General features: G+C 60.8%; 7 protein-coding genes and 3 tRNA genes. 7 read left to right on the forward strand and 3 right to left on the reverse strand.

Annotated features, from left to right (window positions below; genetic code table 11):
• Positions 1 to 394: 394 nt before the first annotated feature.
• Both Q0K07_RS11740 and Q0K07_RS11745 read left to right on the forward strand, forming a co-directional pair.
• Positions 395 to 1,645 carry an MFS transporter gene (locus Q0K07_RS11740; RefSeq protein WP_294559438.1) on the forward strand — a complete coding sequence of 417 codons (1,251 nt, stop codon included), beginning with the start codon at positions 395 to 397 and terminating at the stop codon, positions 1,643 to 1,645.
• A gap of 383 nt (positions 1,646 to 2,028) precedes the next feature.
• Positions 2,029 to 3,054 (forward strand): hypothetical protein, encoded by a 1,026-nt coding sequence (locus tag Q0K07_RS11745; RefSeq protein WP_294559440.1) that lies wholly within the window; start codon positions 2,029 to 2,031, stop codon positions 3,052 to 3,054.
• A 258-nt stretch (positions 3,055 to 3,312) separates the two neighbouring features.
• On the opposite strand, the gene Q0K07_RS11750 is transcribed toward Q0K07_RS11745, so the two are convergent.
• The gene (locus Q0K07_RS11750) at positions 3,313 to 3,753 is read right to left on the reverse strand and encodes an Hsp20/alpha crystallin family protein (RefSeq protein ID WP_294559442.1); all 441 of its coding nucleotides are present in this window, start codon (positions 3,751 to 3,753) and stop codon (positions 3,313 to 3,315) included.
• 656 nt (positions 3,754 to 4,409) lie between these two features.
• Between Q0K07_RS11750 and Q0K07_RS11755 the strand changes: the two genes are divergently transcribed.
• Complete coding sequence (locus tag Q0K07_RS11755; RefSeq protein WP_294559443.1) at positions 4,410 to 7,016, forward strand: autotransporter outer membrane beta-barrel domain-containing protein; 2,607 nt, start codon at positions 4,410 to 4,412, stop codon at positions 7,014 to 7,016.
• 102 nt (positions 7,017 to 7,118) lie between these two features.
• Here the strand turns inward: Q0K07_RS11755 and Q0K07_RS11760 are convergent, their stop codons facing one another.
• Positions 7,119 to 9,728, reverse strand: coding sequence for an amidohydrolase family protein (locus Q0K07_RS11760; RefSeq protein ID WP_294559444.1), 2,610 nt, complete (start codon positions 9,726 to 9,728; stop codon positions 7,119 to 7,121).
• Positions 9,725 to 10,546, reverse strand: coding sequence for an SDR family NAD(P)-dependent oxidoreductase (locus tag Q0K07_RS11765; RefSeq protein ID WP_294559446.1), 822 nt, complete (start codon positions 10,544 to 10,546; stop codon positions 9,725 to 9,727). The genes Q0K07_RS11760 and Q0K07_RS11765 overlap by 4 nt, the downstream gene beginning before the upstream one ends.
• 521 nt (positions 10,547 to 11,067) lie before the next feature.
• On the opposite strand from Q0K07_RS11765, the gene Q0K07_RS11770 reads away from it, so the two are divergent.
• From Q0K07_RS11770 to Q0K07_RS11785, 4 genes are all read left to right on the forward strand, one after another.
• Positions 11,068 to 11,143, forward strand: a tRNA-Thr gene (locus Q0K07_RS11770).
• 122 nt (positions 11,144 to 11,265) lie between these two features.
• Positions 11,266 to 11,351 (forward strand) — tRNA-Tyr (locus Q0K07_RS11775).
• 60 nt (positions 11,352 to 11,411) lie between these two features.
• Positions 11,412 to 11,487: transfer RNA gene (locus Q0K07_RS11780), tRNA-Gly, on the forward strand.
• 154 nt (positions 11,488 to 11,641) lie between these two features.
• The coding region (locus Q0K07_RS11785) for a GTP-binding protein (protein WP_294559448.1) at positions 11,642 to 11,778 on the forward strand (137 nt) is incomplete at its 3' end.

Genomic DNA, 11,778 nt, shown 5'->3' on the forward strand with positions numbered 1-11,778 from the left:
TGATAACTTATTGAAAATAAAAATAAATCAAAGTCTATCCAGCTGTGTCTAACTCTTTCAAGTTCTGTCAAAAAGGGCTCATAACCCGAAGGTCATTGGTTCAAATCCTTTCCCCGCAACCAGAAAGTTCAAGCCCTTACGGTGAAAACCGTAAGGGCTTTTTCGTTTGCGACATCTGATTTTTTTACGCCTCTGTCCGGGCAGGTTCCGCCCGGTACAGAGGCATTTTTCATGGCGTTTCTGCTTGTGGCAGTTGATGTTTCCGGCGTTGCCGCCCGAGGTATTGGCTGCTATCATGGCCCGAAGTACCGTTTTCCCTTTTGCGTAAGGGCAGGGGCGGTATGCGTTATCGCTCCTTTTTCCGTCCCTGCGGGACGCATGTACTGGAGAGGTCATGTCCGCACGCCTGAAGATCGTCAATCCCGTCTGGATTCTGGTGCTGCTGTGCACGGCGTATTCGCTGAGTTTTTTTCAGCGGGTGTACCCCTCCGTGCTGTCGCTGGATCTCATGGAGGCCTTTGCCGTGGATACGGCAGGGTTCGGCCTCATCAGTTCCGCCACCATGCTGGGCTATGCCGTTACGCAGATTCCTTCGGGGCTGCTCACGGACATCATGGGCGGGCGGCGCGCTCTGGCGCTGTATCAGCTTTTTGCCGGGCTCTGCTGCATGGCCTTTACCCTGTGCGAAAGCCTGATGCCTGCGGTGGCATGTCGTTTTCTGCTGGGCCTGACCCTTGCCTGCAACGTGCCCGCCTACAAGCTCCTTGCCTTCTGTGTTCCTGCGGAGTGTTATGCCCGGTACTGTTCCATACTCACCGGCTGTGGCGCCGTGGGCACGCTCCTTGCCTCAAGTCCGCTGGTGGCCGTGACCGGTCTTGTGGGCTGGCGGGCGGCGCTGTTCATGGTGGGGGTGTTCACCGTGCTTCTCGGCGGCATGATGTATGTGCTGCTGCATGACGGTGAGGTTTCCGCTCAGGTTCCCGCTTCCATGGGCGACAACCTGCGTGATCTGAAAAGAGGCATTGCCGAAGTGGTCCGCATGAAGAACTTCTGGTTCATCGTGCTGTGGTTCATGTTCATGATCGGCAACCTCTTCACCCTGCTCACGGCGTGGTGGGGCGGCTATCTCATGCAGGCCAACGGCCTGTCCAAGGATATGGCCGGGCTCAGCATGTCCGTGATGTCCCTTGTGCCGCTTCCCTTCCTTGTGGTGTTTCCCTGGCTGTCCGACAGGGTGCTGCATTCGCGCAGGGTGTTTCTGCTGCTGGCCGCGCTGCTGGAAACGCTGGTTCTGGGCTATCTGTGCCTTCATACGGGAGAGCCGCTTTCCTTTGCGGAACTCACCGCAGCGGGCGTGATCATAAGCGTGGTGTCGAACTGCATGGGTCCTCTTTCCTTTACCATGGTCAAGGAAAGCGTGCCCTCTTCCGCGCTGGCTTCGGCCTGCGGTTTTCTGAACAGCACGGGGCCGGCGGTTTCGGCCCTCATGCAGGCGCTGCTCGGGGTGCTGGTTTCCTGGCGCCTCAGCGAAGGGGCCACGGCCATGCAGGCCTACGGGAACGCCTTCTGGCTGCTCTGTGCGGGAAGTTTTGTTTCCTTTGTGGCCGCATGCTTCATGAAGGACACCCTGACACGGCGGACCTGACCGCCCGGACACCGGGCCTGCTCCCGGAACTTCGCTCTGATTCCGTATGTGTCGATGCCTGCCCGCATGCCGTTGCGGCGGGGCGGGAATATGCCTCCGGATGTATGGCTGTTCTCCCATGCCGGAACGTATGCGCGGCAGTGCGGGCAGAAGGCATACGGAGGATGGTGGCCGTTTTTCTGACGGAATTCTGCCCCATGCCGGAAGCTTTTTCTGGAATCGTCTGGGAAACGAGGGCATATCCGGGCCTGAGGGGCAAGGCATTGCGTCAGATTCCGAAAAAGAATACGCCGGAACGGTCTTGTACAACGTCCGGCGTTCGGAAAGGTTCTATATGGTTCGAGGCACTGCGCCGCTGCGCAGATGCAGGGAGGAAAATGAAGATGAAGAAAAAATGTCTGGTGCTTACGGTGATGATTGTTCTTCTGGGGGCGCTGTACATGCTGCCCGTGCACATGGGCAACGGCGCCAACGCGCATATTCCCGTCATCGGCGCGGCCGAGAAAATGTCGGAAGAGTATTGTGAAAAGACACTGGTCAAGGCCACAGCCGCCTATGCTTCGGCAAAGCTGGTGGACAAGAGTATTTCCACGCTCCAGAGGGTGGAACTTTCCATAGCCCCCTTCGGCGTGGGCATGACCGTGGCTCCCGGGGAAATGCTGGCCGCCGTGAATGACGCCATCGAAAGGGTAAGTGCGGCGCTGTTTTTCGTCATGGGGCTGATGCTGGTGGAAAAACTGCTCCTGGGCATGATTTCCTGGGTGAGCTTCAAGGTGCTTCTGCCTGTTGCGCTGGTATTTGCCGCGTATTTTTTCCTTTCCGGGCGGCGCGAGTCGTGGACCAGAGCGGCGGCGATATTTCTTGCCAACGTTGCTTTGGTATGCTGGCTGTTTTTTCCCTTGTCGGCCCTTGTCAGCTCCTATGTGGAGAATGCCTACACCGGACCCGTGTATGAAGAGCAGATGGCCAGGGTGAACGGTTCCGCCGCGCAGATGGAAACGATGGAATTGGAGATGAACCGGGAACTGGAGCAGGCCGCCCCTGCGCAGGGGGACGAGGGATGGCTCTCTTCCGTACTGGGCAAGGCGGAAGGCATGTTCAGCAGCGTCACCCATGCCATGCGCAGCGTCAGTGTGGACAAGGTCAAGGAAAAGGCCTCCCGGATTCTGAATTATGCCGACGATGCCACGGACAGGCTTTTTCACGCCTTCTGCATTTTTGTGCTTACCACGATGATCATTCCTCTTTCGCTGTTTTTCCTGCTCAGCTGTCTGCTGCGCATGTTTCTGCGTCAGCTCATCAACTCGGCGCCTCAGGCAGGGAGCGTGCTTTCCAGTCTTGCCGGAAAGGCCCGGCAGGCAGGGATAGAGCATAAGGAAGTAAAAGAGGAACGGCCGTCCGGCCGGTAAGCGCAGGTTCTGCCGGGGGGCCGGCGCAATGCGCGACGGCGTCCTTTTCAGCAGAAGAGGGAAGGAACACAAGGGGATCCCGGATGTTCCGGCCGTGCATGCCGGGCGGGAATGTTCCTGGTAAATGGCAGGGCACGCCGTTTGAACGGGTGTCCGCCGGGCGGAGAGTACAAAAAAGGCGCCGGCAGGTTTTCCTGCCGGCGCCTTACGTTGTCCGGGTCTGTGGTTACGAGGGGGAAACGGGCCCGGAGAGAAGGCTTATGCAATGGCGATGGTCTTCTTTTCAGGAACCTTCTTTTCAGGAGTCTTCGGGAAGGAGAGCTTCAGAATGCCGTCTTCAAAGGTGGCGGCGACATCCTTGGGTTCCAGAGCCTCGCCCACATAGAAGCTGCGGCTGCATTCGCCACTGTAACGTTCGCGGCGCAGGTACTGACCCTTCTTGTCTTCTTCGTCCTTGTTCAGAGCCTTGGCGGCGCTGATGGTCAGATAACCACCGTCCAGCTCGATCTTCACTTCGTCCTTCTTGAAGCCGGGCAGATCAATATCCAGCTCATAGGTGTTTTCCAGTTCACGAACGTCCGTCTTCATCAGGTTCTTGGCGTTCTTGCCGAACAGCGGATCATGCTTCACGAAAGCGGGCATAAAGGGTTCACCGAAAAAGTCATCAAACAATCTTTCACCAAAAATACTAGGCAACATGGTAAAACCTCCATTTGTGTATGGAATCAACGCATCGTAATAAAGTGGGAATGGTCTCACTCTCGTTTTCGTATGCAAAGAACGCTTTTTGCATGGAGAGGATGCATTGATTCCTTCTTCAGGGGATGCTCTCTTTCGGAGTGCCTCTCCCTGAGAGGATACTTTTACAATAAGAACGATTTTCAGGCTGTCAACGCCGAAAGGAAATTTTTTTGTTGTATCATTCGCCGTTCAGGAGTCCGGAGGGCCGCCATGGCGCAGAATTGCCGCATTCCGGGCCATGCCGGCCCTGTGCGCAGGGAGGATTTCGGGGGATGCGGGGGCGCTTTCCGCATGGCAGGGGCGGAAAAGGCGGCCCGGTGGAGCAGGCAGGAACCTGCCCTCTGCGTTTTTATGCCGGGTGCCTTTTTGGGGGGCCGTTTCCGAAATCCGGGCTTCTCTCCCGGGATCCGGGGCGTTCGGACGCAGGACAGAGCGCTTCGTGAAGATGCGTTTTGGGGGGCATGGGGAATATTTTTGTCCCGCAGTGCTTGCGATACAGGAAGAAGGCGTGTTTTTATACTCCCAAATCATGGAAGACTTTCGGAGGATGAGGCCTGGCATGGAAAAGCGCGCCGTGTGCGTGAAAGAAGTCTTCATGGTGCAAAGGGGGATGTATGGCACGGTCATTTCGTGACGGTGGCAGGGGATATTCCGTGATAGGGGCTGTTCTGGCGGGGGCTGTGCTTCTGGCCCTGTGTCCGGCGTTTTCCGCCCGGGCCGGGGATCTGACGGGCAACGGCAGCGCTTCGGTCTTTACCGGGGACAGCTATGATTTCGTGTACGGTCTGCGTTCCCAGGGCGGGGATGCCATGGCCGACGGCGGCAATGTCAGAATCACGGGCGGCAGCGTCGCCATGGATGTTTACGGCGGCTCCGCCCAGAGTCTGACGGGTTCGGCCGAGGCCGTGGGCAACAGCGTGACGGTCACGGGCGGTCTGGAGAATTTCGATTATTCCCTTTATGGAGGCTATGCCCGGAGTTGCGCAGGCGACGCCACGGCTTCGGAGAACGTGGTCAGTCTGTCCGGTGCGCTCAGTCTGGGACCGTGGGCCTCGGTGTACGGTGGCTATGCGAAACTTTCCGACGGGCGGGGCATACTGACTTCTTCGGGGAACACGGTGAACCTGGATACCAGCGCGGAGGTCTACCTTGTGGTGGGCGGCGAAGCCTACGGGGACAGCAGTTCCGTTTCGGATTCCTTCGCGTCGGAAAACACCGTTGTGAAGCGTTCCGGCACCGTGGGGCTGCTCTACGGCGGTTATGCCATTGCTTCGGGGGATGCCGAAGCTTCGGGCAACACGGTGGTGGTGTACAGCGGGGAAGCGGGCAACGTGCTGGGGGGCGAAACGTACGCCATGGACGGCGACGCCGAATCCTCCGGCAATACCGTGGTGTTCTACGGCGGCACGAGCAGAAGCGTCATCGGCGCTTCGGTGCAGAGCGACGGCGGCACGGCGAGGGCTTCCGGCAACACGGTGAGCCTCATGCACGCCGGAGTGAACGGCAATGTGGCCGGCGCCTTTGCTGCGGAAAGCGTTGTGCAGGCCGCCCTTGACCACAATACCGTCGTGGTGGGAAACGGTGCGGTGGTGACGGGCAACGCCGTGGGCGCGGCCGTGACGGGCACGACGCCCGGCAGTACGGCGGATTTCAATATCGTCACCGTGGCGGACGGCGGAAGCGTGGAATCCGACGTGTACGGCGGCCTGGTGGAGGGCGCGGGGAGTGCCGGTCACAATACCGTTCTGGTGCGGAATGCCTTTGTGGGCGGCAATGTGACAGGCGGTGAAGCAGGGCAGGGGGGAGAAGCGGCGTACAACAGCGTCATCATCGGCGGCGGGGCGCGTTTTTCTCCGGATACCGGCCTTTACGGCGGCGTGAGCGGCGGGCGGGTGGTGTCGCCCGCGGGCAGCGGCAACACGCTTTTTGTGGACAGCTGGCAGGGGAGCGTGCAGCGCGCGGCAGGCTTTGAAAATCTGCATTTCGTGCTTCCCGCGCCCGGAGCGCCCGTGGATGTTCCCATGCTTACGGTCACGGGTGCGCAGGAAGGCGATTTCACAGGTTCCACCGTCACGGCGCAGCTTCCCGACATCATCACCGGCGGACGGGCCTTTCTGGGCGATACGTTCATTCTTGTGAGGGATGAAAGCGGCGCCGTTGCCGGGGCGAAGGCCGGCGGGCTGGTGAGCCTGCTTCAGGGCTACGCAACGTATTTCGACGGTGTTCTGACCAATACCGGCACTACTGTGCAGCTTCAGATCACGCAGGAGCGGATGAATCCGCGCATTGCGGCGCTTACCGAAGCGCGGGCAGCGGCCACCGGGCTGCTCAATCAGGGGGCGGATCTTGCGGCGGATGCGGGTATTGCTCAGGCCCGTGAGGCGGTGCAGCATTCCGGGTGGGAATGGACGCCCTTTGCCGTGGGATACGGCGGAACCTCCCGCTACCATACCGGTTCGCATGCGGACATCGAAGGTTTTTCCGGCATGACGGGCCTTGCGGGAAAGCCGGCTCTGGAAGGGGTGGATGTCACGCTGGGCGGATTCTTTGAATTCGGCAGGGCACATCTTGATACGTTCAACGGCTTTGCGCTGGGCAGCGTCAGCGGCAGAGGCTCAAGTCATTATACGGGCGGCGGTCTGCTGGCGCGTGTGGATGCCGGTCCGGGCCTGTTCGAGGGCTGGTATGTGGAAGGTCTTCTGCGCATGGGGCAGGTGAACACCTCCTGGTACAGCGCCGATCTGCGGGACAACATGGATCGTCCGGCGGAGTATGATCTTTCCCATCCCTACTACGGCGGTCATGCGGCCCTCGGGCATGTGTTCGCCCTGAGCGACAGATTTTCCCTTGATGTGTACGGCAGATTTTTCTGGATGCATCAGGAAGGCGACAGCGCGGACATGAACGGGGAAAGGGTGCACTTCAACAGCATAGATTCCCGCCGCCTGCGCGCGGGCGGCCGTCTGTCCTTTGCCGCGGCCGAAGGCGTGACGCCGTATGTGGGCGCGGCGTGGGAAAAGGAATTCGGCGGTACGGCCCATGCCGCGGCGCGGGATTTTTCCGTTCCCGATGCCTCGCTGGAAGGCGACAGCGCCTTTTTCGAACTCGGGCTGAACGTTGCTCCCCTTGCCCGGCCCTTCAGTATGGATGTGGCCGTGGTGGGCAGTACCGGAGAACGCGAGAGCATAGGCGGCCGCCTGCACCTGCTGTACCGTTTCTGACAGGCTGAGGGCATCTGAAAGCCCTTGCGGCGGGGAACCATGCAGAGAAAGCCCCCTCTCCGATGCCCGGGGAGGGGGCTTCTGTACGGGAGCGTTCCCTGTTCAGGAGTTTGCCGTCAGCATGACGGAGGCGTCGATACTGCCGGAGGAAGAGACTGCGGGGGAGAAAAGCACAAGATAGGTTTCCCTGCTGTCGAGGAGGGCGTCGGGGGGCAGAATGCGCGCGGGGTCGTCCATGGGAACGATGCAGAAGGTTCCGGGGCCGGGGAAAGCACCGGAAAAGGCAAGGCTGCGGCCTTTCTGCCCGGGGGAAAGACAGGTCAGCCGGAGCTGCGCCGCCCTGCCTCCTGTGCCGGTCATGTCCATCTGAAAGACCGGGGCGCCCCTGCCTTCCGCCTTGGCCTGGAAGGTGTAGGCGCCGAGCAGGCGTTCTCCTTCGCGGAGAGGGGAAAGACGGCTTTTTTCCAGCATCCGGCATGCGGTCATGGTCAGATGCGGGCCGTGCCTGTCGAGATACGAGGGAACGGGCGCCGAAGCCGACACGGCGGAGCCGGGCAGAAAGCCGTACACGAGTCTGTCGGCCACAAGGGTTGCCGCCACGCGGAGGGAGGCAAGCTTTTCCGGGCTTTGTTCCGCCACCTCGAAGGGATCCTGATCCAGAATGACGAAGTCCGCCGCAAGCCCTTCCTTCAGGGAACCGAGTCTGTCATCCAGCTTGTTCTGCCATGCGGGCATGCGCGTGACGGCAAGCAGCGCCTGAAGAATGTTGATGCGCTGGTCGAAGTCGGGGAACAGCCCTGTTTCCACCGTCTTTGTCTGCGCGGGGTCGCGTGCGGGCAGGCGCACCGTGGCGCGGATATCCCGGCCCGTGCCGCTGATGAGTTCTCCGCCCGGGGAAAGGGGCGTGGGGGCGCTGGTACGCATGAGTGCCGTCTGCACGCTCCGCAGGGGGCGTATGGGGGTGACGAAGGTGTCGCTGTGAAAGGCGAAAGGCTGTCCGTACCAGGCGCTCCAGCCCGCGGGACTCATGTTGTCGGCCCTGCCGGGACCGAGGAAGATGTTTCTGTGCCTCTCGCCCCAGAAATACACATGGTCGATGAAGTAGGAACTGAAAAGGTGCTGCTGCGCCATGAGGCGGGAGAGCGTGTCGAGATCGGGCGCTCCCACGGCCTGCGGGTTGAGTCTGCCGCCTTCAAACGCTCCCTGAAGGCCGCTGTACAGCTTTTGCGTGCCCTCCAGCTCGCGGTAATGCCCCGTCATGCGCTGGATATGCTGCAGTTCCAGCATCTGGGCGTGTATGCTGGTGTGCCGGGTATCCGTTATCTGCGGGAAGGCGCATACCGTCCGTTCCATGGCGGCCACCCACGCTTCCGCTGCGGCGTTGCCGTTGGTGTGGGTTTCCGTGCTCTGGCCTGCGCCGTGGAAGAGTCTCAGCAGGCGTTCCATGCGCGAGGGGGAAAGGTTCAGCGTGCCGCGCGCTCCGTTGAAAAAGGGTGCGCCGTCGAAACTGTCCGCAGCGTCGTAGTTGCCCCAGTTGTAGTAGCCCGGCGCCTTGAGCCAGGCCGTGTAGCCCTGGGGAGAGCCGTCGAACAGGATTTTCCATGCGCCGAGAAAGATTCTGTTTTCCGGCAGAGGCTCTTGTGCGGTCGGGGGCGTTGCCGCATCCGTCCGGAGGCGGGTGATGTCCGCGCCGGTGGGCACGGCGTTTCTGCCGTCACAGAAGCGCAGGGAGGCGTTTTCTCCGGGTGTTTCCTTCCAGCCCAGAACCTTCCGGTTCTCCCCACCCGCGGCATCGAGCAGCCCCCGGGGAGTGACGATGTCGTACACGGCCAGAGGGTGCAGCACCACGCGCAGGGAAAGGGTGCCCTGTCTGAGCCCTTCCTGAAACAGCGGCAGATGCGCGGTCATGAGGGAGGCCCCCTGATCCGCCGTGGTCACCCCCCGGGAAGCGTAGACGTGGCAGGCGCGCGCAAGGCTTTTTGCCATGTCCGGGGCGGGAAAATCCGGCAGGGAGGTGACAAGGCTCATGGCTCTTGTTTCCATGAGCAGCCCCGTGGGGCGGCCTGCGCCGTCCCTGACCACGCCTTCCGTGGAAGGTTCCTTTCCCTGTCCGGCAATGCCCGCCTTTTCCAGCGCGCGGGAGTTGGCCACGCCCATGTGACCGGAAATGTGGCGGAGGTACACGGGGTTGCCGGGACATACGGCGTCGATGTCTTCCCGCGAGGGGTGGCGCATGTCGGTGACGGCGCTGTCGTCGTAGCCCCAGCCGAGCACCCAGTCATCCGGCCCTGCGGCGGCACAGCGCGGGGCAAGGGCCATGCGGTAGTCTTCAATGGAGCGCATGGAGCCGAGCGGCGCGCTGTTCAGGTTGATTTCGTACAGGTCGTACTGCCCCTGTTCGGGAAAATGGCCGTGCCCGTCCACAAAGCCGGGCAGAAGGGTTTTCCCCTGCAGATCCACCACGCGTTCCGCCTTCCGGAAAAAGCCCCGGGCCCTGGCCTCCTCTGCCGTGCCCGTGAAGATGATGACGCCGTTTCGTGTGGCGAGTGCTTCCACGGTGTGCGCCCGCGCAGGATCGGAGGCTTCGGCAGGGGATTCCGTCATGGTGCGGATGATGCCGTTGTGATACAGCGTGTCCACCGTGTCCGCTCCCCGTGCCGCCGTGAAGGGAACAAGCGGAAGAAGCAGGGAAAGAAGAAGGTGCGCTCTCATGCCTCTTCCCCCTGCGGAAGGCTCCCGGGCGCGGGTGATATGGATTCCGCATACTGCGGCGTACCCAGGGCAAAGCCGCCCGCCACCTCATGCAGCACCCCCGTCACATAGGAGGAGGCGTCGCCTGCGAAATACAGCACGGCGTTCGCCACGTCCTCCGGCGTGCCCATGCGGCCCATGGGCACATGGCTGAGAAAGGAGAGCAGAAAGCTCTCCGGCATGTTGCGCAGGGCGGCATCGGTGGCGATGAGTCCGGGCAGAACGGCGTTGCAGCGGATGTTGTCGCGCGCGTACTGCAGGGCGATGTTCTTTGTCAGCGTGTTCACGGCGGCCTTGGAAAGGGTATAGGCCAGGCGGCTCACATCCGGCACCAGGGAACCGATGCTGGAAATGTTGACGATGGAGCCGCCGCCGGAATCCTTCATGAAGGGCACGGCCCTCCGGCAGGAAAGGTAGACGCTCTGGATATTGGCGCGCACGATGCGGAAAAAGGCCTCCGCGTCGCCTTCCAGAAGGTTTCTGTCGCGGGCGGGATCGGTGGAGCCGTAGTTGTTGACCAGAATGTCCAGCCTTCCGGCCCTGCGTGCGGTCGTGTCGATGAGGCGGGGGTAATCTTCCGCCCTTGTGGCGTCGAAGCGGAGGAAAAAGGCTCTGCCGCCCTGCCGCCGCATGGCGGCGACCGCCTCTTCGCCCTCCTTTTCATTCCGCGCCGCCACAAATACCGTGGCTCCGTGCCGGACAAGGATGCGTGCGCAGGCAAGGCCTATGCCCCTGCTGCCCGCCGTGACTATGGCCGCTCTTCCGTTCAGATCCGTCATGTTTTTTTCCTTCTGCTGAGGTGACAGGGCGTAAAAGGCCCCGTTTTCAGCATGACACGGGCGGGGGAGCGCCGCCATGAGTTAAGGAAAAAGGCGCGTGAGTATCACGGCAGGCCCTTCTCTGCGGAGCCTCCGGCAGGGAAGGGCGTTTTTTTTTGCGGAAAAAGGGGCGGGGGCTTCCGCAGCCTGCGGCCGGAAGGGGAGGGCGGATTCCGGCGGGAGGGCATATCCTGAGGGGCGGATTTTCGGAGCGGAAGGGGGCCGGAGGGGCTTTTTCCGGCTTCTGCGGGAGCGGCATGGGGCTTTTCCGGGGAAGAAAGGGAAGAGCGGAAGGCTCAGAACATCCTGCTTTTGCTGAAGAAAGGCAGGAAGGAAGCATTTTTTTGAAAAAAGAGGTGAGAAAAGGCTTTACAAAGGGCCGGCTCTTGGATACAAGTCTTTTGCTGTTTGCGGGAATTTCCCTGCAGAAGAAAATTCTTCTTGCAAGAAGTCCTGTTCTGAGGTAAGTTCCCATACCTGCTGCTGGCGTAGCTCAACTGGCAGAGCAGCTGATTTGTAATCAGCAGGTTGCGGGTTCGATTCCCATCGCCAGCTCCATGTTTCGGAGTGCGTTGAGGAAGAACTCCAAATTTCCCGGGCCATAAGGTTCGGGTGGCCGGTGAAGGTCACGCTCCTTCTTCCGGTTGCGGCAAGAACGCGTAAGCGTTTTTGTATAGCGTGGTGGGGTTCCCGAGTGGCCAAAGGGAACAGACTGTAAATCTGTCGTCGTAAGACTTCGGTGGTTCGAATCCACCCCCCACCACCAGCTTTACGCTGGTATAGCTGTAGGAGGCAGTGCGCGCTGTCAGGGGACTACGGCACATAGGCGGGAATAGCTCAACGGCTAGAGCATCAGCCTTCCAAGCTGAGGGTTGCGAGTTCGAATCTCGTTTCCCGCTCCACCTGCCACTTTGTTTCCTGTTGCTCCCCCTTTTTCTCTGGCGCGTCATGAGTCCGTGTTTTAGGGCTGTTCCCTCATTTAATACGGGGAACAGGACGGCGTCCGCTGCTCAAACAGGGCACCACAACTGCAAGTAACCATTTAGGGAGACCATCATGGGCAAGGAAAAATTTGATCGCTCTAAGCCGCATGTCAACATTGGTACCATCGGTCACATCGACCATGGCAAGACCACTCTGACTGCCGCCATCACCAAGATCGCCGGCCTCAAGGGCCAGGGCAAGTTCATCGC

Origin of the sequence: uncultured Mailhella sp., from assembly GCF_944324615.1 — a bacterium.
Taxonomy (GTDB): Bacteria; Desulfobacterota; Desulfovibrionia; order Desulfovibrionales; family Desulfovibrionaceae; genus Mailhella.

What these genes read in the sequence shown, in the direction of transcription:
- Q0K07_RS11755 (WP_294559443.1), top strand. Translation starts at nt 4,410, where the DNA reads ATGGCACGGTCATTTCGTGACGGTGGCAGGGGATATTCCGTGATAGGG.
- Q0K07_RS11750 (WP_294559442.1), bottom strand. Translation starts at nt 3,753, where the DNA reads ATGTTGCCTAGTATTTTTGGTGAAAGATTGTTTGATGACTTTTTCGGT.
- Q0K07_RS11760 (WP_294559444.1), bottom strand. Translation starts at nt 9,728, where the DNA reads ATGAGAGCGCACCTTCTTCTTTCCCTGCTTCTTCCGCTTGTTCCCTTC.
- Q0K07_RS11740 (WP_294559438.1), top strand. Translation starts at nt 395, where the DNA reads ATGTCCGCACGCCTGAAGATCGTCAATCCCGTCTGGATTCTGGTGCTG.
- Q0K07_RS11745 (WP_294559440.1), top strand. Translation starts at nt 2,029, where the DNA reads ATGAAGAAAAAATGTCTGGTGCTTACGGTGATGATTGTTCTTCTGGGG.
- Q0K07_RS11765 (WP_294559446.1), bottom strand. Translation starts at nt 10,546, where the DNA reads ATGACGGATCTGAACGGAAGAGCGGCCATAGTCACGGCGGGCAGCAGG.